The sequence below is a fragment of the Massilia horti genome (assembly GCF_004614195.1).
GTDB classification, from domain to species: Bacteria; Pseudomonadota; Gammaproteobacteria; order Burkholderiales; family Burkholderiaceae_D; genus Telluria; species Telluria horti.
Genome location: NZ_SPUM01000100.1, coordinates 20,059 through 42,767 on the forward strand (window position 1 = coordinate 20,059; position 22,709 = coordinate 42,767).

A 22,709-nucleotide genomic window follows, 5' to 3' on the forward strand; every position below is an offset into this window, starting at 1 on the left:
CCGAAATAGCAAAAAATCGACCGTTACTGTGCAAAATTCGACTGAACACGCCAAAGACGCGCTGAGCTGGGACGACGTGCGCTACTTCCTCGAATTGGCCCGCCAGGGCAAGCTGACGGCGGCCGCACGCGCGCTCGGCGTCGAGCACTCGACCGTTGCCCGCCGCGTCAGCGCCCTCGAGGCCCGGCTTGGCCTGCGCCTGTTCGACCGCCTGCCCAAGAGCTGGAACCTGACCGCCGAGGGCGACGCGCTTGTCGCCCACGCGCGCCGCATCGAGGACGAGGCGCTGGCCTTCAGCCGCGCCAGCGCCGGCTTCGGCGCGTCAAACGGCACGGTGCGCATCTCCGCGCCGCCGGTGTTTGCCAGCCACTTCCTGATTGCGCGCCTGGCGCGGGTGCGCGACCGCTGGCCGGGAATCACGATCGAGATGGTCGGCGAATCGCGCCAGGCCAACCTGTACCGGCGCGAAGCTGACCTGGCGATTCGCCTTTCGCGGCCCGAAGAACTGGAACTGGCGGCGCGCCCGCTCGGCAGCATCGGCTACGGCCTGTACGCGAGTCACGCATGGCGCGAGCGCAGAGCGGACGGATGGGAATTCGTCGGTTATGACGAGCTGCTGCGCGAAACGCCGCAGCAGCGATGGCTTGAAGAGCTGGCGCAGGGGCGGCCGTTCAGTTTGCGCACCAACGACCTGGGCGCGATGCACCAGGCCTGCCGTGCGGGGCTGGGATTGGCGGCGCTGCCGCACTTCCTGGCGCGCGGCGACACTGCGCTGGTGCTGCTGGCCCAGCATCCGTGCCCGGTAAGCCGGCCAATCTGGCTCGCGGTCCATCCCGATGTACGCCGTTCACCCCGGGTCAAGGCGGTGGCGGACCTGCTCGCCGATGTGATCCATGAGGGCGAAGCCGCGCTCGTGTAAGAGGGATCAGTGGTGCGACCGGCTATCTGCGGCCACGGTATCCGGGACGCGCCGCCGCCCGATGTTCGATGTGACGGAAAGTGATCCGGCCCTTGGACAGGTCATAAGGTGAGAGTTCGAGTTTGACCTGGTCGCCTGCAAGGATGCGAATATGATTCTTGCGCATCTTGCCGGACGTATAGGCGATCAGTTGGTGGCCATTCTCGCAGTCAACGCGGAAGCGCGAGTCAGGAAGGACCTCGGCGACAACGCCGTTCAGTTCGATCAGTTCTTCTTTTGCCATTTAATGTTTCCAGTGCAGGGAGTGAAATGGGTTGCCGGGAGATATAGCAACCCGATAACGACGGTGAAACGGAAATGATGGCAAAGCCTGCCGAGGATGCCGAACAGCGAGCAGCCACTGCGCTGTGCGACCAAAAAAAAGCCCGCTTGCTGCGGGCTTCGTTTCAATGTGATACCAATGTTGAATCGCTGAACCAGCCCATGCTATCTGCATGGTGCGGAACGTCGGACGCCCATGCTATCTGCATGGTGCTCGTTCGTGTAATCGACACATCGTGTTGGGATGACATCCCCAGCGGCATACTCGCCTACGCCATTACACATGACATATCGCGTACCGTTTAGAGAACGGAAAGGTCCGTAACAACCTACCGATGAAGCCAGTGTACCACGCATGGCCTTGTTCAGCGCGAAAACACGCTTTTTTATTTGGATATCTCGTCCCAGGGTCAGTGGTGCTGATCCTGGCCTTGCTTGCCATGCCCCTGTCCGTGGGAGCTCTCCCAGCCACCGCCCAGCGCCAGGAACAGCGTCGCCTGGTCGGCTGCAAGCTGCGCATCCGATGCTGCCACCGCCGATTCGGCCACCGCCAGCGAACGTTCCGCGTCGAGCGCCGTCAGGAAGTCGGTACGCCCGTAGCGGTAAAGCTTGGCCGCCTGATCTGACGCCAGCGCGCTCTGGTCGCGCGACGCCTTCAGTGCCGCATTGCGGTCCAGTTCCCGCGCGTAGACCGTCAGCGCGCTTTCGGTCTCGCGCAGGGCATTGAGCACCACGCCGTCGAAGTGCGCCAGCGCGCCGGTGGTGACGGCCTTGGCCTGCACGATGCGTGCGCGCGCCGAGCTGAAGGACGGCAGATTCCACGAGATGAGTGAGCCAAGCGAATAGTGCCAGGTGTTCGCGTCGCCGATGCCCGGGATCATGCCGATACTGCCGAACGATGCGCCGAGCGTGATGCTCGGGTACAGGTCGGCGGTCGCAACCCCGATGCGCGCGGTGGCGGCAGCGAGCGCGCGCTCGGACTGGCGAATGTCCGGCCGGCGGCGCAGCAGCGCGGCGCCGTCCCCGACGGGAATCGCGGAGGTCACGCGCGGCGGGGTGTCGCACTTGGCCACGTCGGCCGGGAAGTTGGAGGGGATTTCACCAGTCAGCACCGCGAGCCGGTACAGGGCGGTGCGGCGACGCGCCTCCAGCGGCGGCAGGGCGGCGCGCAGCTGTTCGAGCTGGCTGCGCGCGCGGCTGTTGTCCAGCGCGATGCCGCGCCCGAGCTTGACGCGTTCCGCGGTCAGCGCCACGAACTTTTGCTGCAGGTCGACCGAATGCTGCGCGACCTTCAACTGGTAGCCCGCCGAACACGCGTCCGTGTAGGCGCGCGTGGTGTCGGCCGCGACGACCACGTGGGTCAGGTCGAGCGCCGCCTGCGTCGCTTCCACGTCGGCTTCGGCGGCCTCGATGGCGCGCTTGACCTTGCCGAACAGGTCGAGCTCGTACGCGATCTTGATGTCACCGTTGTACAGGCCCGTGTCCGGCAGCACTTCCGGAATCCCCAGCGACATGCCCGAGATGCGGCCATAGGCCACGTCCGTGCCTGTCTCGACTTCGGGGCGCTTCTTTTCCTCGACCTGTTCCAGCACTCCGTGCGCACGCTGCAGGTTGGCAGCGGCCATGCGCAGGTCGGTGTTGGCCTTGAACGCCTTGGCGATCAGCGCGTCGAGCGTCTTGTCCTGGTACAGGCGCCACCAGTCGGCCGGCAGCGGCTCGGACTTGAACGGCGCATCCTGCGCGCCGATGAAGGGCTTGGACGCATCCGGGCGCTTGATCACCGCTTCCTTGGGCACGTGGTAGTCGGGACCGACGGTGGTACAGGCGGCCAGCAGCGCGAACGTGGCTGCTGCCGCGGACCGTTTGATGTATCGATGTGCAGTCATGTTGCCTTACTTGTTGAGCTTAAGCGTGGCCGCAGCTTGCATGGCCGGTGTGGCCGCCGCCGGCTTGGGGCCGGCATTGAGCACCTGCACCGTCGCGGTCTGCCCCGCAACCAGGCGCACGTCGGCAGGCACCGCATCGAGCGCCACGCGCACCGGGATGCGCTGGGCCAGCCGCACCCAGTTAAAGGTCGGATTCACGTTGGGCAGCATGTTCGGGCTGGTGCTGCGATCGCGGTCGGCGATGCCCTCAGCGAAGCTTTCGACATGGCCGGTGAGCGGCTTGCGCAGGCCCATCAGCGAAACCTGCACCGGATCGCCCAGGTGGATGCCGGGCAGCTTGGTCTCTTCGAAATAGCCTTCGACGTAGAACGAGTGGCGGTCCACCACCGCCATCACCGGGCGGCTGGCGCTGGCGTACGCGCCCACGCGCAGGTCGAGGTTGGTGACGAATCCGTCGACCGACGAGACCACGCGCGTGCGTTCCAGGTTGAGCCTGGCCGTATCCAGGTTCACCAGCGCCTGGGCCAGCGCGGCCTTGGCCTGGTCGGTGCGGGTCTGTCCCTGTTCGCGCGTTTCCTCCGATACCAGGTCGTCGAGCTGGCCGTTGCGTCGGTTTTCGCGCAGGGCCTGGGCCAGCGCGGCCTGCGCCGCCTGCACGGTGGCTTCGCCCTGGCGCAGCGCCAGCTCGAAGCGCGCGCGGTCGATTTCGAACAGCGGATCGCCGGCCTTGACCGGCTGGTTGTCGTGCACGTACACCTTGGTGACCGGGCCAGTGACATCCGGCGCCACCTGCACCACGTACGCCTTCACGCGTCCGTCGCGGGTCCAGGGTTCGACCTCGTAGTGGCGCCACAGCTGCCAGCCGGCGTAGATTGCGCCCGCGGACACCGCCAGCGTGATGCCGACGCGTCCGAACGCCGGCAGGGAGAGTTTCATGACCATGTCAAAACCAGTTCGATGCGAAGAATGAGAGACTGCCGAGGATGATGACGAACAGCGAAAAGTCGAACAGCGCCGGATGCCACACCAGGCGATAAAAGCCGGTGCGCGCGAGCAGGCGATTCAGTAAGCTCGAGATGGCCAGGGCCACCAGCGTCAGCAGCAAAAGCGGGGGAACATAGAGGCCGTAAAGGCTGACTTCGCCGATCATCGGATCTCCTTTTCAAGAATGGGGGATGGCTCGTAGCCGGGAGCGCCGGGGAACAGGTCGCGCCGGATGCCGGCCAGGGCGGCGACGGCTTCGCGCTGCGCGTGGCTGGCTTGGGCCGCGCACACAGAGCGCAAGGCGTTGTCCAGCGAGGCAAGCAGGCGCGCTTCGCCCGCCGGGTCTGGCATCGGCCTGGCTTCGAAATGCTGCGACAGGTGCTCGAGCAGCGGCCACAGCGACGATTCGCTGCGTCCGAGCTGGCCACGCATGTCCTGCAGCTGCGCCATGTTCAGGCCGATGCGCAGGTCGACCAGCGCGTCGGCCGCTTTCAGGTCCTGCTGTGCGCCGGCCAGCGTCAGGCGCGGGGTGAGCAGCGCGATGCGGTCGACCATGCGCGCCGAGAATTCCGGCACCGAGGGCACTTTTTCGCCGCTGCCCAGCCGCGCCAGCTCGCTCCAGCCGGCCCTGAGCAGCCGCCGCGCAGTCCAGCTCGCGCCGAAGGTGCGGAACATGCGCGTGAATACGGCCGCCGCGATCAGGCCAGCGACCTGCGCCAGCGTGAAGTTGAGGAACGAGACCAGATCGGCGTTGTGGGTGTCGAGCATCGACAGCGTGCCGGCGAGCCCAAAGTACAGCGGCATCGCGATGCCGAACGTCGACGGCCGCGACATCAGCCAGCCGATCACCAGGAAGGCGGGCGCGCAGGCGAACATCAGCATCTCGAAGCTGTGCAGCGCGGGCAGGATCACCAACACGTACAGCGCCGACAGCGGGATCGAATAGATGATGTAGACCAGGAAGCTCTTGATGAACGGGACCGGGTTGTCCTGCGTCGCGAACAGGCAGCACATCACTGCGGCAAACATCGGCGCGGCCGCGCCGGCGGGCCAGCCGGTGAGGATCCAGAACGCGCAGCAGGCCAGGGTGGCGATGATCGCGGCCAGCGCCGAGATCAGCGCCTGGCCGTGGTCCAGGTGCAGCGCGCGCGGCGGCACGCCCGGCACGTGGCGCGCTTGCGGCGGCAGCTCGCCGTGCACGCCGGCGTCGATGTGGCCGCGCAGCGTCTGGGTCTCAATGCAGGTGTCGATCAGCGAACGCAGGCGCGCGGCCAGGTTCACCTCGACCAGCTCGCGCCAGCTCGAATCGCGCCCGACCTGCGGCGTGAGCGCGTCGATCTGTTTGCGCAGGGCGAGCTCGCGGCCCGGCTCGGCCTGGCCGCGGCGCGACCCGGTCCATTGCCTGATGTCGTTCAGCAGGGCGGTCCAGCGCGAGGAGGCGTCCAGCGCACCGAGCTGGCGCAGCGCGAGCAGTCGGTCTTCGACTGCCGACAGCAGCGGCACCATCGTTGCCAGGCGCTCCTGCAGCGCGTGGATCGCGTTCGCGGTCCAGCGCAGGTGCGAGGTGTCAAACGGAAGATGGCTCGCCATCAGGCGCAAATCGGTGATGTCGCCGGCCAGCTGGCGCCGGTCCTGCGGGGTGCGCGCGTCGCCGTCCGGCGCCAATGCGTCGGAGATCCAGTGCTGGGCGTCGCGCAGCGCCTTGTCCAGCCGCGCCAGCAGCACCGGGGCGAAACTTTGCGGCAGGACCAGGCTGTGCACCAGCGTCGCGCAGGTTATGCCGAGTGTGATCTCCTCGACCCGCGCCAGCGCGATGTCGAAGATCGATTCCGGACTGCCGACGGCGGGAAACGCGATCAGGCCCGCCGTGTACCCGGCCAGCATCAGGGTGTACGAGCGCGGGGTGCGGTCCAGCAGCGACACGTACAGGCAGCCGCCGATCCACAGGGCCAGCGCAAGCGACAGCAGTTCCGGCGCGTTGACCAGCTGCGGCACCAGCACGATCACCGCGATCGCGCCCAGCAGCGTACCGCCGGCGCGGTACACCGCTTTCGAGCGGGTGGGGCCGGCGAACGGCGCGGCCACGATATACGAGGTCATCATCGCCCAGAACGGGCGCGGCAGGCCAATGCGCATCGAGATGTACAGCGACAGCATCGCTGCGGCGAAGCACTTGATGGAAAAGAGCGCTTCGCCTGCGGTCGGCAGCTTCACGCTGGCTTGCGTCCGGCGGAGGGATCGGCGGGCTTGGCCAGCAGCGCGTTCAGGCCACTGAGCACGCTCAGCGTGGCCTCGACGTCGGCCGTGGCGAAGCCTTCGAACAGCTTGCGGCGAAACGGGATCAGGGCTTGTTCCATCAGCTCGGCGGTCTTCTTGCCTTCCCCGGTCAGCTCGAGAATCTTGGCGCGGCGGTCCTGCGGGTCTTCGCGCCGTTCGAGCAGGCCCGCTTCGATCAGGTGGTCCACCACCCGCACCAGCGACGATGCCTCCAGGCCGAGCGCATCGGCCAGCACGCCGGGCCGCACGCCGTTGCCGAGCCGGCCGATGATCAGCACGGGCAGGCCGGTTGCCTGGGAAAGACCGTAGTCGGCGGCGACCTTGTCCACTGCCGCCTTGTAGCTGCGGGAGGCGAGCGCCAGCGTCGCCGTCAGGTTCATGAGGGTGTGATCGAGGGAATCCATGAGGAGGGTGTAAATATACTTCGCGAACGAAAGTTTAGCATACGAAGTAATTTCTTGCTGTGAAGCCCAATCCGCCTTGAGGGAAGAAGGGGCGTTCCGGCTGCAAATGCAGCGCCCGGGTGGCGATGAAAAAGGCTATGTCATCGCTAAGTGTGGGCTCACGCACGACGTAGGGTGCGCACCAGTGCGCACGCGGTACGGTTGAATGCCGTTGGCTCCGGTACGCACACTCCCGCGTGCGCACTGGTGCGCACCCTACGCCTTTGGTAAACAGCAGCTCGGCTGCCAGCTCGGTTCCACACTTAGCGGTAACATAGCCTAAAAAAAATGCCCCGGCTTTTTGGGCCGGGGCATCGTGATGATGGGAGCGCGTTAGCGTTGCCGCAACGGCGCGCGCATCAAAATTCCTGCCAGTCGTCGGTCGTGGCCGGCTCCTTGCGTGGCACCGGCTTGGCGTGCTGCGCCTGTTTTGCCCGGGGCGCGTGCACCGGCAGCGCCGCCCGCGCGGGAACGGCGTGCGTGGCCTGGGCAACCGGCGCTGCCGCCACACTCGCGTCCAGCCGGAACACGCTGACCGCCGCGGCCAGCGTTGTCGCCTGGTCCTGCATCGCCTGCGCTGCGGCGGCCGACTCTTCCACCAGCGCGGCATTCTGCTGGGTGACATCATCCATCTGTGTGATCGCCTGGCTGATCTGTTCAATGCCGGCGGTCTGCTCCTGGCTGGCGGCCGAGATCTCGCTCATGATGTCGGTCACGCGCCTGACGCTGTCGACGATCGCGCTCATCGTCGTGCCGGCTTCGCTGACCAGCTTGCTGCCGCTCTCCACCTTTGCGGTCGAATTATCGATCAGGGTCTTGATTTCCTTGGCCGCAGCGGCGGAGCGCTGGGCCAGGTTGCGCACCTCACTGGCCACGACCGCAAAGCCGCGCCCCTGTTCGCCGGCGCGGGCCGCCTCGACCGCAGCATTCAATGCAAGGATGTTGGTCTGAAATGCAATCCCGTCGATGACGCCGATGATGTCGGTGATCTTGCCCGACGCGTTATTGATCTCGACCATCGTGGTGACCACCTGGTCGATCACCTGGCCGCCCTTGGCCGCCACGTTCGAGGCCGACATGGCCAGGGTATTGGCCTGGCGCGCATTGTCCGCGTTCTGCTTAACGGTCGAGGACAGCTCTTCGATCGAGGAAGCGGTTTCCTCCAGTGAGCTGGCCTGCTGTTCGGTCCGCGCGGACAAGTCTTGGCTACCGGCCGCCATTTGGCCCGACGCGGTCGCGATCGCATCGGTACCGGTGCGCACCGTGCTCACCGTGCGCGCCAGGCTTTGGTTCATGGTCTCGAGCGCCTCGAGCAGTTGGCCCATTTCGTCACGGGTGTGCACTTCGATGCGGCTGGTCAGGTCACCCTTGGCCACGGTATTGGCAACATCGAGCGCCGTGCGGACCGGGCCGGTAATTGACCGAGTGATCCAGACGGAGACCGAGGCCGCAAAGGCCAGTATCGCCAGGCCCAGCCCGAACATCAGGTTGCGCGTGCTCGTAAAGGTCTCGGCGGCAGTGGCGGCCGCCTGCTCGGCCAGTTCGGTTTGGACGCCAATTTGCTCGTTAACCGCCCCTTGGAGGGCGGCCAGCTGCGGGCGCAGTTGTTTGGCCAGGTAGGTTTCCGCGCCGGCCTTGTCACCGGAATCGATCATACGCACCAGTTGATCGATCCCTTGCAGGTAGACGTCGTTGTAGCGCTTCACCTCCTCCAGTATTTGCCTGCCCTTGGCCGATTGGAGCGTCCTGTCCAGATTGTCTAGGAGCTCTTTCGCGGCTCGGTGCGAGGACGCAATCATTTCCCGTTGCGCCTGCTTGTCCGCAGCGTCGTCGGTCAGCATGATGTTGCGTACCGCGATCGCCACTTTGTTAATTTCATGCAACAACTTGTTGCTCGTTTCGATTCTCGGCATGCGATTGTGGGCAATCTCTTGTGTGCCCTGATCGATGCGTCCCAGCATGGTGATGGCCAATCCGACAATTAACATGAGCAACGCGCAAATGATGCCGAATCCTAGCGCCAGTCGGTTGCCGATCCTTAAATTTGCAAGCCACATCGTCCTTCTTCTCCTATTTTCCAGAAGTTGCAATTTTGGAACGGATATTTACGAAAACAAATATCATACGACTAAGCTGGGAACGAGTCGACGGCCGGAGGGTTAAATGTTCCTAAAAGCAACACTTATTGAATGATCCCTCTAATTCGGCAAAAAAACGCTATGTCACCGCTAAATGTGGGTTTCGTAGGGTGGGCGGGGTGAAGTTGGCCAGTGGCCGACGTTACGAACGCCCACGATGGAACCAGTCGGGATATGGCATGCCATCGCTGAACGCGTGGGCTTTCGGCCGGCCACTGGCCAGCCTCACCCTGCCTACCCTACGCCCCCCACAGGTAACGGTGACAGCGCCAAAAAAAACGCCCCGGCCATTGGCACGGCCGGGGCGCTAGGTAGCTGCGTTGATCCGGTCAGGGCTGCGGATTCCAGCCCGCGCCGCTGCCATAGGCCGCGAACACCTTGGCGCGCGTCGTAAAGCGGTTCGCTGCCTCGTCGTCCGACAGCGTGTAGCCGCCCACGCGTGCCGCCAGGTTCAGCGGCGCACCCAGCAGGTCGGTGCTGCCATACTCGCGCCAGCCCGCGTCCGCGGTCGGCACGGTGGGATTCGGCGCGGGCTGGCCGTTCACGCCCAGCCCGGCCCAGCCGGCGGGCGCCACATGCGCATCCATCTTGCAGTTGATGAAGGCAATGTTGTCCCAGCTCGTCCCGCCGCCCTGGCTGCGGGCAAGGTAAGTGGCTCCAACGGGGACGTCGCCATGCAGCGGGCCCGGTCCCTGGCCATGGGTCAGCGTGCTGTTGAGGAACACGTAGCCGATGTCGTTTGCCGCCGGCACGCGCGCTTGCAGCACATAGCCGCCGTTGTTGGCGTTGGCGCTGTCGCCCACAGAGCGGATTTCGCTCTCCTCAAACAGCGCGGCATGGCTGCCGCCCCAGATGAAGTCCACATTGCCCGCCACCAGGGTGCGGTAGAACCACGACCACCCCTTCAGGTTCAGCGTGTCCTGCTCGCTGTAGAAGTTGGCGTTCTTTGCGATCAGGCGTCCCTCGCTGTTGAAGTAGATCGTCTCCGCCTGTGCCGAGATGGACGACGAGCGGATCGTCGCGTTCTTCAGCGTCAGCGTATCGAGGGTCAGCATGTCGGACGACTCCACCAGCATGACTGCGCGCCCGCCGTTGCTCGAACCGGGCGCGGAACTGGACTGGCTGCCGCCGGTGCCCGGATTCAGCCTGTCATAGTTGATGTACTGGATCACGACGCCGTCGCGGCTCTCGCCCTTGATCGTCACGTTGTCCTTGCCGTTGAGGAACAGCAGCTCCTCGTAGGTGCCGTTGCGCACGTTGATCGTCACCGGCGCGCTCTTCGCGAATTTCTGCATCGCATAGTTCAGCGCGCCTTGCACCGTGCGGAAATCGGCCGGACCATCGTCGGCGACCGTGACACTGTTACTGCCCGGAGCGCTCGCCCGCGTGGTGAAGGTCCAGCCGGCCAGCTTGCCGATGCCTCTGAACGGCGTGCTGCCCAGCGTTGCGCCAGTAAACACCCCGTCGGCAATCCCGACATAGTACTCGGTGCCATAGGCCAGCTTGTTACTGTGCAGCTTGATCGTTACCGTGTTGCCATTGATCTTGATCGGCGTCGTGTTGACCTTGCGGACCAGCGCCTGGCCTGGGTAGCCGATCGCATCCGTCTCGCCGCTGGTGCGGATCACGTCGACCAGCGCATCGTCCGACTTGCGGAAGATGCGGATGGTGCCGCCGGTGCCAAGCTGCGGCTGCTGGTCGAACACCAGCTTGAGCGACGCGTCCACGTTGACCGCCGTGTCTAGTGGCGCGGGGAAGGCAGCGCCTGGCAGTGCCGAATAGATCACGGTCGGCTGCGTGAAGCCAGACTGGATGGTGGCCGCGATCGCGCGGGTAACACTCGGCTCCGAACCGCTGGCAAACACGATGTTGGCCGTACCCGCGGCAAGTGGCGTGAGCGTGACATATTTGCCGCTGGTGCTCACGCTGACCACCGACGGGTTGCTCGAAGTGACGGTAAAGCTGTCCGGCTTGCCGTCGCTCGCCACCGCGGTGACGGTGATTTGCGCCGGCGTGTCGCCCGCTTCCGCAGAGTACGTGGTGTTGGCCGGATCGAGTGTGAGCTGGACCGGCTTGAGGTTCGGGTCGCCAACGCGAATGTCGTCGATCTGGAACGACTTGTTGGCGGTGTACAGGCCGATCAGGCCGCGCTGGGTAAACGACGTGTCGGTGGTCGAACCAATGCTCTTGCCGTCGAGGTAGACCGTGAGCGTGCTGCCGATCATTTCGAAACGCACGGTGTAGAACTGCGCATCCATGTCGATCGGGACCTTCACCTGCTTGGGACGGCTCAGCGTACCGTTTTGCATCTTGGCGATTTCAACCTGGGTGCTGGTGTTGGCGCTCTGCACGTTCAGGCCCGCGCCATACCAGTTGTTGGCGTCGACGTAGCGGGTGACGAGGTAAAGCAGCTTGTTGCTGGTGGTGCTGTTCGTCATCGGACGGATGCGCGCCTCCACGAAATAGTCGCCCGACGGCACGCCCGCGAATGCATCCGGCTTGACCAGCGCGAGAACGCCACCGGTGCTGGCCGCGGCATATTGCAGCACCTTGTTGGCGCTGCCCGCCACCTCCGCGACCACACTGAACTTGCCGTTCGGCCCGCTGACAGGCAACAGGTTCCACTTGTTGCTGGTGCCATCCTGAAAGTCGTCACAGAAGTACAGGCCGCTGGGCGGGCAGGTCAGGTTCACGGTATCGACCGTCACGCTGCCGGTACCGGTGACCGCCGTCGTCAGCTTGCCGCCGCCGGCCTGGGCCAGTGCATTGGCCTTGACCAGAGCGATTGGGCGCACGCTGTAGGCGTAGGGAACAGTCCAGGTCACGTCGCTGGACACTGGGCAGGCGCCGAGCGGGGCGCCGTTGAGCACCGAGCCGGTATCCTTGTACGCACCGGGGGCGCCGCTGGCCATGTCTGTCACCACGCTCTTGCAGCCTTGCGCGCCGGCCACCTCGAACACGTTATTGTTCGAAATGATCTTTGCCGCCGTGCCGACGCCCACGCTATAGCTGTGCTTGTAGATCTCGGCCGACTTGCTCCCAACATAGTAGTTGTTAAACAGGTGCACCTGGCCAAAGCGCACGCGCGGAGCGCGTTGTGTGATGTCGCGGAACACGTTGTTGCTAAACGTGACGCGCAGCTTGCCTTCGTCGGCGGTTGTCGTATCGCTGGACCCGATCAGGTTGTTCTTGTCGTGCTCGCCGAACACGTTGTAGGACACCGTCACGTAATCCGACGCATTGGAAATGTCGACCGAGCCGTCATGGCACTGTTTTTTCTTGCCATTTTCGATCGGCAGAAAGTTGTCGGTGATCGGCGCGTCCGTGAACGAATTGTGGTCGATCCAGATGTGGTGCGAGCCCGAAATGGTGATCGAGTCGTACTGCGAGTTCCAGTTGCCGGTGCTGCCGTCGTTCGGATCCCAGATCGGTTCCACGTCGCACGGATTCACGAAGTTCAGGTTGCGAATAATGATCTGCGACACGTTCGTCAACAGGATGGAACCGTTCACGATGCCGGAGTTGGCGCCGTCGCCGATCAGCGTGGTATTGCTCTTTAAGCGGATCATGCCGCGCGCGGCCATGTCGGCCGTGCTGGTGTACGGCGTGCCTTCGGTCATGTCGATCGTGCCCACCAGCTTGATGATCTTCGGCAGTGTGCCGCCATTGGTGATCGCCGCCAGCAATTGCGCGCGGTTAGTGACTGTGTAAATCTGGTCGGTGGTAGCGGCCGAGCCGCCGGCCGTGCCGCCAGCCTGGCTGGCCCAGCCGTCCGACGGGGCCGGCTGCTGGGCCGGGTCCACCGCGGCGCTGGCGGCGTGGCCGAACACGCTGGCGAGCAGAAAAGCCGCGCATAGCGATTTGAAACCGAATCTTTTCATGGGTTTCTCCTCGCATTTAGCCGCGGCGAGTGCGCTGGCGCCTGCTGGCGGCCACGCCCGCCACACCGGCGAGCACCAGTGCAATGCTGCCGGGCTCCGGAATTGACGTTGGCGCCGAAGTGCTGATCCGAGCGCTGAAGGTGACGTAATCGCCGCGCCAAGTCACGTTGGAAAGATCGAGCCCGATCGCATGGCTATTTATCAGCGACAGCGCCGGCATGCCGCCGATGGCGTTCCTGTCGGCCAAGGTGAAGCTGGTGATGGCCTGCGACAGGCTGCTGCCGAAGTCGAACACTATGCTGTACGAGCCAAAGGGTATCGTGTCGTTGTTGTAGACCGTCAGCATCCCGTCCTCGGCGAAATCGAAGCCGAACAGGAAGTCGCTGGTGAGAAATTCCACCGAGATATCCGACGGATCGAGTCCGGTGATGTTGCTGCCGGGCCCGCCGCTGTAGCCGCTGTCGAAGCCAAGCATGCCGGCGGCCGAACCGTTATAGGTCGCCGTGATCTTCGCACCCTGCAGCGGAAGCGGCGTTGCCTTTGCAGGGGAAGCGGCAAGTACCGCAGCTAAAACCAATGTCTCCAGAATAATTGTCTTTTTCATTTTTAATTAAAAGTGAAGAGTTATTACGGGAAAGCGTCGAGCAGGAGGCGAAGCGGAACCTACGGCGCAAGGCCGAGCGGGGGCGCGAACGTTTGAGGGGAATAATGCGGATCGAACCCGCATGCGGGGCTGGCGCTGGTGCTACGACGACTAGTCTGCATGAGGCTGTCTCCTGTCGAACGCTATTGACGGGCGCGGCTTGAGGCCGCGCCAGAGGCAGGCACCTCGCGTGCCCGGCGCCACCATGACGAGGGCCGGTTGCGCTGGCCGAGGTCGGAGTGGTCAATAACTTCCGCTGTGGAAGCAGCTTCAGTCGCAACCTGTATTGACAGGCTGGAAGTCAATGTTAGCACGAAGTAAACATATTTGGTCAGACCAATCGTGCGAGGTCTGACCAGTTTGCAACACCTTTGCCTTGGGGAAGGGGCTGTACCTGTCAGGCTCAATCGAGAGGGCTACGGGCGCGGAAACGACGTAGGGTGCGCACCCGTGCGCACGCGGTACGGTTGAGCAGAGTTTGCATCCGCGCGCCCCAGGTCCTCCGCCAGCCATGAATCCCCGAGGTCAATGCGTCAAATCGAAAGCCTGCTCACTGCAGGCGGATGCTAACGTCGAATATCCATGTGCGGCGAATTTCGACCACGTCGTACCGGCGCGCAAGGGCGGGCGGGAACGCACCATAGGGGGCCTGGCTGGCCACCACTTTACGTATCGCTTCGTCGATAGCAGCCACACCGCTGGAGACCACGAAAGTAACCTTCTCTACGGAGCCGTCGGCGCGCACAGCCACCGTCACTGTTGGCTGGACGTGAGGCTGCTTCACCACCTCGCGCACCATATCGAACGTCATATTCCTCTCGATCTTCCGGCTCATGGCGTCCGCATAAAGAACGAGATCGGCATCCGGGTCGACGCGGCCAAAAAGCCATCCGCGGCGCAGGCTGCTTTCACCAGGCAGTAAGGAGCGTGCAGGCCGAGTTGATGCTGCGTCGCGTTGGGCCGCTTCTTCGTTGAGTTGCCTGCCGATTGCGCGGAGACGCTCTTCGCGTTCTTCCTCTTGTTTAGCCCGGTCCCGCTGCGCTTGCTCTTTTTTTGCCTGTTCTTGGCGTGCTGCCTCTTGCTTTATTGCGTCTTGCCGCGCCTTTTCTTCTTGTCTTGCCTGCTCTTGTCGCAGTGACTCTAGCCGTAGAGCTTCTTGCCGGGCATGCTCCTGACGTTCGGCTTCCAAACGCGCAGCTTCCCTGGCCTTTTGCTCAACGCGCGCGGCATCTTGTCGCAGTTGCTCTTGCCGGGCAGCTTCAAGCCGTAGAGCTTCTTGCCGGGCATGCTCCTGACGTTCGGCCTCCAAACGTGCAGCTTCCTTGGCCTTTTGCTCGGCGCGCGCGGCGTCTTGTCGCAGTTGTTCTTGGCGTGCAGCTTCAAGCTGTGTTTGCTTCGCTTGCTCTTGTCGTATGGCTTCCTTGCGCTCAGCTTCCAGTCGTGCAGCTTCGGCCCGTTCCTGCTCCTGTCGAGCTGCTTCCTGCCGCAACTTTTCTTCCTGTCTTGCCTGCTCTTGTCGCAATACCTCTCGACGCCGGGCCTCTTGCCGCGCGAGCTCCTGGCGCCCAGCCTCCAGTCGTGCGACTTCGTCCCTGGCCGCTTGCTCAGCGCGTGCCGCCTCTTGTCGTTGCTGCTCTTGAAGAGCCGCTTCGCGCTGTGCGGCTGCAATCAGTTCCGCCTTTCGCAGCATTTCGGCGTTCTGCTTGTCCTGCTCGGGACTGGCCTGCCCTAGCGTTCGTTCTAGCGTTTTATGTTCGGTGTCTGGATCACTCGCGCTATCGGGTGCTGCGGGTGCCCTTAATGGTGGCGCATCGGGCGCGATCGGTAGGCTCACTTCGGGTCGCATCGCTGCCGCCATGACCGGCTTGCTGGGAGGCGCAGGATTCGGTGCTGGCGCTGGCACGGATGTTGTTGGTGAGGACAATACGGGAGGGGCCTGCACCAGAGGTGTCTCGTTACTCACATCTGCGAGCTTGTCCTCTGAGGTGGACCCCACATTGGGCATTTCTGACGGCGCCGACGCTGGCGCAAGCGGCGTGGGCTGAGACGGTGCAAGTGTGATGTGCAAGTTATTAGCTTCCAGGCGCCTTTCTATCCAGGGAAAGGCAAAGTCAGGAAGCCCGAATTTGTGGCCACCAAATGTGACGCTCAATAGCAGCGCATGAGCCAACAGGGAGAGCAATACTGCGGTGCTCAGTCGTTTAGGGTTGTCGCCGTCCTCAGACGTGAGAGTTTTTGTATGGGCTGCGCGGAGCGACCTCGCGCGCGACGCACGTGACACACTACTCAAAGCGATTATCCTCACAAGTATTGTTCATAGATCCGGCAGCACTACTCGAAAACTTTAATAGGCGTTCTTTTTCGAACTCATCGCCATTGGGAGAAATTCGCTGATACATCCAATATCTGCGCAATCGCCGGCGCAAACCATTGCCAAAATATCATGGCTTAGTATTCTAGCGCTAGATTCGGACAGTCCGAGCATGCGTCGGACCCGTCGAGAAAAAAACAATTCGGGTCTTTGTGACCCCTGGGGTTGCTCGCACTTTGTTAGCTGCTGTTTGGTAGCCGACTTGTTGACACTCCTCTGTCCAGAAATTTGATCTTTCGCAACTCTGCCAGCTGATCTCCAAGCGAAACTTATTCACTTAATGCAACTAATTGGAGGATTGCATGGCAATCGACGCATATCTGCTGATCGACGGCATCAAGGGCGAGTCTCAGGATTCTGCACATCAGGGCTGGATCGAATTGACTTCGGCGCAGTGGGGCATTGTCCAGCCCCGGAGCGTCACGGTATCAACTGGTGGCGGCCATACGTCCGAACGTTGTGAGCACCGGGCCCTGACGCTCACCAAACTCGCGGACCTGGCCTCGCCGATCCTGATGCAGCACTGTTCGATGGGTAAGACGATCCCGAAAGCCAAGCTGGAATTTATGCGGGCCGACGGCCAGGGCAAGCCAGTGAAGTATTACGAGGTTGAGTTGGAGAATGTCATGATCGCGACCATTGACCAGAGCGTGCACGAAGGGAGCATTTTGCGCGACGCTATCGGCCTGCGTTTCTCAAGGGTCAAGTGGAAATACACCCAACAGAAAATTGGCGGCGGTGTTGGCGGTGCCACGGTCGGCGGCTGGGATCTGGCGGCCAACAAAATCGTGTGACGGGGGCCGGCCATGGTGCTCGAAGTCCAGAAGAAGGATTCACGCGGCTACTTTGTGCTGCCCCAGGCGCCTGAAGAAGCGGGCTACTACGTGTACGGAACGCCGCCCGATGGCGAGGGCCAATACGCGCATCATGCAATGATGTCGATGCTCCTGTTCGTCGAGCGTGAGTGGGCTGCCACTGATAGACGCAAGTTCGGTGTTGGGAACATTAGCCTCGCTGGCGGCGAACCGTACGAGAAGCACGAGACGCACAAGAGCGGGTTGGAGGTGGATGTCCGGCCGATCCGCAAGGATGGTCGCCACGACCAGGTATTCTGGTACCAAAGGGACCTGTACGACCACGACGCGACAGCGAAGTTGATCGGCATCTTTCACGCCTACGCTGGGGTGCGCACGATCCTGTTCAACGACACTTCCATTCCTTTCGTCAAGCCGTTCAAAGACCACGACCACCACTTTCACGTCCAACTGCGGCCATGAAGCGATCTTTTACCCTCGCGCTCAGCGCGATCACCACACTCACTTTGGCCTATGCGGCCGAGAAAAGCGAGTGGTGGCAGTACAAGGCTTTCAAAGGGGCCTATCTAATTTATTCCAACCAGTTGGGCGAGGAACGGCCCCCGACCGCAAGCGACCGCAAAATCTCGTTCGCGGTTAGCGGTCCGCTCGCGAAGGAAATGTTCGATTCGATGTACCCCGACGTGAAAGTGGCGTGCAGCCTTGACAAGGATTTTCATCAGCGGATCAAGGGGAATATCTCATGCGTCCACGACCGAGATGGCTACACGTGCCATTTTGGATTCAACCTCCGAACCGGGGCCAGCATTTCTGGCGCGACTTGTTAGGGGTGCGTTACTTTTGCCCGGACAGTACCGGCTACGGATCCGTCCGCGATGTGCAGTTACAAAAAAACGGCCGGTGGGAGCCGTTGATGTAAGTCCAGCGCTGCCTTTGCACGGGAAGCGGCAAGCGCCTGAGCCGGCCATGCCTGAGATATCGATACTTACTGCCCGACGCTGTTCGCCGACACAAGGGCCAGTCTTCTATATCGCTGGACTTTATGTATTAAGTCATTAAATCTTCGTAAAACGCGCGAACTTTCGGATTCACTGTTTCGCGCAAAAAATCGAGCGTGGGGCATCCAAGACGGTGAATAATCCTGTGGCATGTCGGACACAGCACAGCGAAATCTTTAGCAGTGAGCTCGACGCCTTGATCAGGTGCTTGGGCGAGCGGGGTCAGGTGATGCGCTTCTATGAAGTCGGCTCCGATCCTGCCGTAAGCTGAGCTCAGTGTCACACCACAGCCTTGGCACGTACACCCGAGCTCAATTTTTACCTGCTTCACTAGCCTAGAATTTCGGTGCTTCCACTCTACGGTTTTGTGATGGGCGACCTTCAGGGCTCCGTCGAGACCGGCTGTACGTGGAAGCTCACCACTTGCCGCGAGCTGCTCGGCAGCTTGTTCTTCTTGTAAAAAAAGCCTACCCACTCGCCGGACAACCTCCTCGTACAGCTCGAGCATCGAATTTAAATCACTCCTGAACTCTTGTAGTGAAGGCGGGGTCTTGACCATGTAACGCTTGCCGAAAGCTATCGAGGCGGCCCACGGGTCATCGGCGACTTCGGTTGAAGAAGTGTTCCCTCGACTATAGGTGTGGAATGGGCCAGCAGAAAAGCCGAGTTGCCTCCAAGCTGGGGCTGCGTTTCTGAGAATCGGAGCTCTGTTCTTTAGGATGGCACAAGTTTTCCTCATTCCAAATAACTCAGTAAGAGAATGGGAACCTTGAGCCAGAACTAGGCAGAATGATTGAAAACCGCGCTCAAAGAGAATTACTGGGTAATAGCCCGCTTGTGGCGTAGATGTGATCTCCCCGTGGAGGAAGGCCATAAAGGGCGCTTCACTCCACTGCCCCTGACCTGCGCTTGCCTTAGCTTTAATAAGTGGGAATTTAACCGCAGGGAACAAGGCGGAAAAGCTGTTGGGCCACTCATTCCTGATTAGTGCCGCCAGCCAATTTTGGGCGAACTGACGCTGTCGTTCCTGAGAAAAATTTTGTCCAACAGTTACTGCGATGTCGAGAATGTCGGGCATGTAGCCTCCCTGTTGTTCAATATCTAATCATAGTAGAGCAAAAGAAACTTAAATGATAGATATTGAACTAGGGAGGTAAAGCACAAAAAGAAAGAGGCCTCGAATGAGGCCTCTTTTAGCTTCTGATAGCAAGATTTAGACGTCGATATTCCCCGCCTGCAGTGCATTCGTCTCGATAAAGTTCCTGCGCGGTTCCACCTCATCACCCATCAGTGTGGTAAAGATCTGGTCCGCCGCAATCGCGTCCTCGATCTGCACCTTGAGCAGGCGGCGCACGGTCGGATCCATGGTGGTTTCCCACAGCTGTTCCGGGTTCATCTCGCCCAGCCCCTTGTAGCGCTGCTTCGAAACACCACGCTCCGCTTCGTCACGCAGCCACTGCATGGCCTGGTGGAAGTCGGTCACCGCGAATTCCTTCATCTTTTCGCCTTCGCCGCGGCGCACGATCGCGCCGTCGCCCATCAGGCCCTTGAAGGTGTCGGCCGCACGCACCAGCGCGCCGTAGTCGGCGCCGGCCACGAAGTCGGCGTCAATCGACGTCACCTGCACGTTACCGAAGCGCATGCGCTCGATGCGCAGCAAGTGCTTTTCCGACAGTTCGTCCGAACGCACGACAACCTTCACGCTCGGATCCTTGATCGCAGCCGACAGCGCCTGCGCCGATGCCTCGGCCGCCGGCAGTGACGCCAGGTCCAGCTTCACGCCGCCAGTTACGATCGCCGACAGTGCGGTGCGGTCGATCACGCGCGACAAACGCATCATGATCGCGTTGGTCATGTTGTACTGGCGCACCAGCTCGGCCAGCGCTTCGCCGGTGATGGGCTCGGCGCCTTCGCGCGGAATCAGCGAAGCGCTGTTCAGCGCCACCGTCATCATGTAGCTCGCTTCTTCGACGTCATCCTTCAGGTAGCGCTCGTCGCGGCCGGCCTTGACCTTGTACAGTGGTGGCTGGGCAATGTAAACGTGGCCACGCTCGACCAGTTGCGGCATCTGGCGGTAGAACAGCGTCAGCAGCAGGGTGCGGATGTGGGCGCCGTCGACGTCCGCGTCGGTCATGATGATGATGCGGTGGTAACGCAGCTTGTCGACGTTGAATTCGTCCGGGCCGATCGAGGTGCCGAGCGTGGCGATCAGGGTCGTGATCTGCTCCGACGACAGCATCTTTTCGAAGCGCGCCTTTTCCACGTTCAGCACTTTGCCGCGCAGCGGCAGGATGGCCTGGAACTTGCGGTCGCGGCCTTGTTTGGCCGAGCCGCCTGCCGAGTCACCCTCGACGATGTACAGTTCGCACAGCGCCGGGTCGCGTTCCTGGCAGTCGGCCAGTTTCGACGACAGGCCCAGGCCGTCCATCACGCCCTTGCGGCGGGTCAGGTCGCGCGCCTTGCGCGCCGCTTCGCGCGCACGGGCGGCTTCGACGATCTTGCCGCAGATGATCTTGGCGTCGGTCGGCTTTTCGTTCAAGAAGTCGGTCAGGGTCTTGGCGACGATCTCTTCGACCGGGCCGCGCACTTCCGACGACACCAGTTTGTCCTTGGTCTGCGACGAGAATTTCGGCTCCGGCACTTTCACCGACAGCACGCAGGTCAGGCCTTCGCGCATGTCGTCGCCCGAAATTTCTACCTTGGCCTTCTTGGCAAAATCGTTCTCGTCGATGTACTTGTTGATCACGCGCGTCATCGCCGCGCGCAGGCCCGTGAGGTGGGTGCCGCCGTCGCGCTGCGGGATGTTGTTCGTGAAGCAGAGCACCTGCTCGTTGTAGGAGTCGTTCCACTGCATCGACACGTCCACGGCGATGGTGGTGCCGTTTTCCGAGGGGCGCTCGCCGGTTGCCTGGAACACGGTCGGGTGCAGCACGGTCTTGGCCTTGTTGATGTATTCGACGAAGCCGCGGGTGCCGCCTTCGAATGCGAATACTTCTTCCTTGCCGGTGCGCTGGTCGGACAGCTTGATGTTGACGCCGTTATTCAGGAACGACAGTTCGCGAATGCGCTTGGAGAGGATCTCGTAGTGGAATTCGACATTGCCGAAAATGGTTTCGTCGGCCCAGAAATGTACTTCGGTGCCGCGCTTGTCGGTCTCACCGATCACCTTCATCGGGGAGATCTCGACGCCGTCGACGACTTCAATGATCCGGTCCAGCGGCACGCCACGCTCGAATTCCAGCTGATGGACCTTGCCGTGCTGGCGGACCGTCACGCGCAGCAGCTTCGACAGCGCGTTCACGCACGACACGCCCACGCCGTGCAGGCCGCCGGACACCTTGTACGCGTTCTGGTTGAACTTGCCGCCAGCATGCAGTTCGGTCAGGGCGATCTCGGTCGCGGAGCGCTTCGGCTCGTGCTTGTCGTCCATCTTGACGCCGGTCGGGATGCCGCGGCCGTTGTCGGTGATCGAGATCGAGTTGTCGGAGTGGATCACGACATGGATTTCGGAGCAGTAGCCGGCCAGCGCCTCGTCGATCGAGTTGTCCAGCACTTCGAAAACCAGGTGGTGCAGGCCGGTGCCGTCCGAGGTGTCGCCAATGTACATGCCGGGGCGCTTGCGTACCGCTTCCAGGCCTTCCAGGATTTGGATCGAGGCGGCGCCGTACTCGTCTGGCTTGTTGGCCGGCGCGCCGGACGTGACTGCTTGAGTGTTCTCGGACATGGACTGCTTTCTCAAAAAACTATTCACTTCAGGCTGCCGGCCCTTGGCCAGCAGTCTAAAAACGTCGTTCCCGGCCTCGGCGGCAGCCCGGCGGGAATCTAATTTGAGTTGCGCGGGTTTTTACGCAAAATTAGATTCCCGCCGGGCTGCCGCCTGCGCGGGAACGACGTGTTTGGGTCGCGCGATTAAATCCGCATCGGCATGACGACGTACTTGAAGTCGCCATTTTCCGGAATCGAGATCAGCGCCGACGAATTCGCGTCGCCCAGCGCAATGTTCACCTGGTCGCACTTCAGGTTATTCAGCACGTCCAGCAGGTAGGTCACGTTAAAGCCGATGTCGATGCGGTCGCCCCCATAGTCGATCTCGAGTTCTTCCACCGCCTCTTCCTGGTCGGCGTTGGTCGAGCTGATCTTCATGCTGCCCGGCTCGATTACGCAGCGCACGCCCTTGAATTTGTCGCTGGTCATGATTGCGGCGCGCTGCAGCGAACGCAGCAGTTCTTCGCGGCCGATCGTGAAGTCGTTGTTGTAGCCCTTCGGGATCACGCGGGTGTAGTCGGGGAACTTGCCCTCGACCAGCTTCGACACTAGTTCAATGTCGGCAAAGGTCAGCTTGACCTGCGAGCCGGCGATGTCCAGCTGGACCGTCTCGTCGCTTTCTTCAAGCAGGCGCTGCAGTTCAATGATGGTCTTGCGCGGGATGATCACTTCCTGGCGCTCGAACGACTGCTCGGTTTCCACTTGGCAGAACGCCAGGCGGTGGCCGTCGGTCGCCACGGCGATCACGTTGTGGCCGTCGAGCACCAGCAGCAGGCCGTTCAGGTAGTAGCGAATGTCCTGCTGCGCCATCGAGAAGTGCACCATGTTAAACAGGTGCTTGAGCGTCTTTTGCGGCAGCGTCACCGAGGCGTTGTAGCTGTCGGCCACCGAGACGGTGGGGAATTCTTCGGCCGCCAGCGTCTGCAGCGCGAAGCGCGACTTGCCGCTTTGCACCGTCAGGCGCTTGTTCAGCAGGGTCAGCGACACGTCGCCCGTTTCCGGCAGTGCGCGCAGGATGTCGAGCAGCTTGCGCGCGGCCACCGTGGTGCCGGTCACCTCAGGCCCCGAGCCGATGTTGGCGGTCGTGGTGATCTGCACTTCCGTGTCGGTCGACAGGAAAGAGACGTTGTCGCCGTCCTTGCGGATGAGGATATTGGCCAGAATCGGCATCGTGTGCCGACGCTCGACAATACCACTCACAATTTGCAGTGGCCGAAGAAGCGTGTCCCGAGTAGTTTTGACCAATTGCATAGTTATCCTCAATCAGG

General features: G+C 62.2%; 17 protein-coding genes. 4 read left to right on the forward strand and 13 right to left on the reverse strand.

The genetic code is table 11. The features are described 5' to 3' along the window. Window positions 1-61 precede the first annotated feature (61 nt). Complete coding sequence (locus E4O92_RS14510; protein ID WP_206076883.1) at window positions 62-919, forward strand: LysR family transcriptional regulator; 858 nt, start codon at window positions 62-64, stop codon at window positions 917-919. Between the two features lie 22 nt (window positions 920-941). Here E4O92_RS14510 and infA read toward each other — a convergent pair whose 3' ends face one another. The 10 genes from infA to E4O92_RS14560 form a co-directional block, all read right to left on the reverse strand. Further along, complete coding sequence (gene infA, locus E4O92_RS14515) at window positions 942-1,202, reverse strand: translation initiation factor IF-1 (protein WP_135190450.1); 261 nt, start codon at window positions 1,200-1,202, stop codon at window positions 942-944. Between the two features lie 448 nt (window positions 1,203-1,650). After that, a complete protein-coding gene (locus tag E4O92_RS14520; RefSeq protein WP_135190451.1) occupies window positions 1,651-3,126 on the reverse strand; it encodes an efflux transporter outer membrane subunit in 1,476 nt (491 codons plus the stop codon). Window positions 3,127-3,132: 6 nt separating this feature from the next. After that, on the reverse strand, window positions 3,133-4,062 hold the full coding sequence (locus E4O92_RS14525) for an efflux RND transporter periplasmic adaptor subunit (RefSeq protein WP_135190452.1): 930 nt from the start codon (window positions 4,060-4,062) through the stop codon (window positions 3,133-3,135). A 7-nt stretch (window positions 4,063-4,069) separates the two neighbouring features. After that, window positions 4,070-4,276, reverse strand: coding sequence for a DUF1656 domain-containing protein (locus E4O92_RS14530; protein WP_135190453.1), 207 nt, complete (start codon window positions 4,274-4,276; stop codon window positions 4,070-4,072). Further along, a complete protein-coding gene (locus tag E4O92_RS14535; RefSeq protein ID WP_135190454.1) occupies window positions 4,273-6,324 on the reverse strand; it encodes an FUSC family protein in 2,052 nt (683 codons plus the stop codon). Before E4O92_RS14535 ends, E4O92_RS14530 begins: the two co-directional genes overlap by 4 nt. Then, complete coding sequence (locus E4O92_RS14540; RefSeq protein ID WP_135190455.1) at window positions 6,321-6,791, reverse strand: MarR family winged helix-turn-helix transcriptional regulator; 471 nt, start codon at window positions 6,789-6,791, stop codon at window positions 6,321-6,323. Before E4O92_RS14540 ends, E4O92_RS14535 begins: the two co-directional genes overlap by 4 nt. A 398-nt stretch (window positions 6,792-7,189) precedes the next feature. Then, window positions 7,190-8,887 carry a methyl-accepting chemotaxis protein gene (locus E4O92_RS14545; protein WP_135190456.1) on the reverse strand — a complete coding sequence of 566 codons (1,698 nt, stop codon included), beginning with the start codon at window positions 8,885-8,887 and terminating at the stop codon, window positions 7,190-7,192. A 410-nt stretch (window positions 8,888-9,297) separates the two neighbouring features. Next, a complete protein-coding gene (locus E4O92_RS14550) occupies window positions 9,298-12,849 on the reverse strand; it encodes a pectinesterase family protein (protein ID WP_135190457.1) in 3,552 nt (1,183 codons plus the stop codon). Between the two features lie 16 nt (window positions 12,850-12,865). Then, a complete protein-coding gene (locus tag E4O92_RS14555) occupies window positions 12,866-13,453 on the reverse strand; it encodes a PEP-CTERM sorting domain-containing protein (protein WP_135190458.1) in 588 nt (195 codons plus the stop codon). 589 nt (window positions 13,454-14,042) lie between these two features. Continuing rightward, a complete protein-coding gene (locus tag E4O92_RS14560; protein ID WP_135190459.1) occupies window positions 14,043-15,674 on the reverse strand; it encodes a TonB C-terminal domain-containing protein in 1,632 nt (543 codons plus the stop codon). A gap of 491 nt (window positions 15,675-16,165) precedes the next feature. Between E4O92_RS14560 and E4O92_RS14565 the strand changes: the two genes are divergently transcribed. The 3 genes from E4O92_RS14565 to E4O92_RS14575 are packed head-to-tail and all read left to right on the forward strand — an operon-like array spanning window position 16,166 to window position 17,505. Beyond that, window positions 16,166-16,657: an Hcp family type VI secretion system effector gene (locus tag E4O92_RS14565; protein ID WP_135190460.1), complete on the forward strand. Its 492-nt coding sequence runs from the start codon at window positions 16,166-16,168 to the stop codon at window positions 16,655-16,657. Between the two features lie 12 nt (window positions 16,658-16,669). After that, window positions 16,670-17,140 (forward strand): hypothetical protein, encoded by a 471-nt coding sequence (locus tag E4O92_RS14570; protein WP_135190461.1) that lies wholly within the window; start codon window positions 16,670-16,672, stop codon window positions 17,138-17,140. Then, window positions 17,137-17,505, forward strand: a complete 369-nt coding sequence (locus E4O92_RS14575; RefSeq protein WP_135190462.1) for a hypothetical protein — start codon at window positions 17,137-17,139, stop codon at window positions 17,503-17,505. Before E4O92_RS14570 ends, E4O92_RS14575 begins: the two co-directional genes overlap by 4 nt. Before the next feature lie 220 nt (window positions 17,506-17,725). Here E4O92_RS14575 and E4O92_RS25035 read toward each other — a convergent pair whose 3' ends face one another. From E4O92_RS25035 to dnaN, 3 genes are all read right to left on the reverse strand, one after another. Further along, window positions 17,726-18,754 carry an MrcB family domain-containing protein gene (locus tag E4O92_RS25035; RefSeq protein WP_206076882.1) on the reverse strand — a complete coding sequence of 343 codons (1,029 nt, stop codon included), beginning with the start codon at window positions 18,752-18,754 and terminating at the stop codon, window positions 17,726-17,728. A 135-nt stretch (window positions 18,755-18,889) separates the two neighbouring features. Then, entirely contained in the window at window positions 18,890-21,400 is a 2,511-nt protein-coding gene (gene gyrB / locus E4O92_RS14585) for a DNA topoisomerase (ATP-hydrolyzing) subunit B (protein ID WP_135190463.1), read from the reverse strand. A 185-nt stretch (window positions 21,401-21,585) separates the two neighbouring features. After that, window positions 21,586-22,692, reverse strand: a complete 1,107-nt coding sequence (gene dnaN / locus E4O92_RS14590) for a DNA polymerase III subunit beta (protein WP_135190464.1) — start codon at window positions 22,690-22,692, stop codon at window positions 21,586-21,588. Window positions 22,693-22,709 lie beyond the last annotated feature (17 nt).

Bases quoted from the DNA above. Each gene is read 5' to 3' on its own strand.
- infA (WP_135190450.1), bottom strand. From the start codon at position 1,202: ATGGCAAAAGAAGAACTGATCGAACTGAACGGCGTTGTCGCCGAGGTC.
- E4O92_RS14520 (WP_135190451.1), bottom strand. From the start codon at position 3,126: ATGACTGCACATCGATACATCAAACGGTCCGCGGCAGCAGCCACGTTC.
- E4O92_RS14525 (WP_135190452.1), bottom strand. From the start codon at position 4,062: ATGAAACTCTCCCTGCCGGCGTTCGGACGCGTCGGCATCACGCTGGCG.
- E4O92_RS14530 (WP_135190453.1), bottom strand. From the start codon at position 4,276: ATGATCGGCGAAGTCAGCCTTTACGGCCTCTATGTTCCCCCGCTTTTG.
- E4O92_RS14540 (WP_135190455.1), bottom strand. From the start codon at position 6,791: ATGGATTCCCTCGATCACACCCTCATGAACCTGACGGCGACGCTGGCG.
- E4O92_RS14545 (WP_135190456.1), bottom strand. From the start codon at position 8,887: ATGTGGCTTGCAAATTTAAGGATCGGCAACCGACTGGCGCTAGGATTC.
- E4O92_RS14550 (WP_135190457.1), bottom strand. From the start codon at position 12,849: ATGAAAAGATTCGGTTTCAAATCGCTATGCGCGGCTTTTCTGCTCGCC.
- E4O92_RS14555 (WP_135190458.1), bottom strand. From the start codon at position 13,453: ATGAAAAAGACAATTATTCTGGAGACATTGGTTTTAGCTGCGGTACTT.
- E4O92_RS14565 (WP_135190460.1), top strand. From the start codon at position 16,166: ATGGCAATCGACGCATATCTGCTGATCGACGGCATCAAGGGCGAGTCT.
- E4O92_RS14570 (WP_135190461.1), top strand. From the start codon at position 16,670: ATGGTGCTCGAAGTCCAGAAGAAGGATTCACGCGGCTACTTTGTGCTG.
- E4O92_RS14575 (WP_135190462.1), top strand. From the start codon at position 17,137: ATGAAGCGATCTTTTACCCTCGCGCTCAGCGCGATCACCACACTCACT.
- E4O92_RS25035 (WP_206076882.1), bottom strand. From the start codon at position 18,754: ATGCCCGACATTCTCGACATCGCAGTAACTGTTGGACAAAATTTTTCT.
- gyrB (WP_135190463.1), bottom strand. From the start codon at position 21,400: ATGTCCGAGAACACTCAAGCAGTCACGTCCGGCGCGCCGGCCAACAAG.
- dnaN (WP_135190464.1), bottom strand. From the start codon at position 22,692: ATGCAATTGGTCAAAACTACTCGGGACACGCTTCTTCGGCCACTGCAA.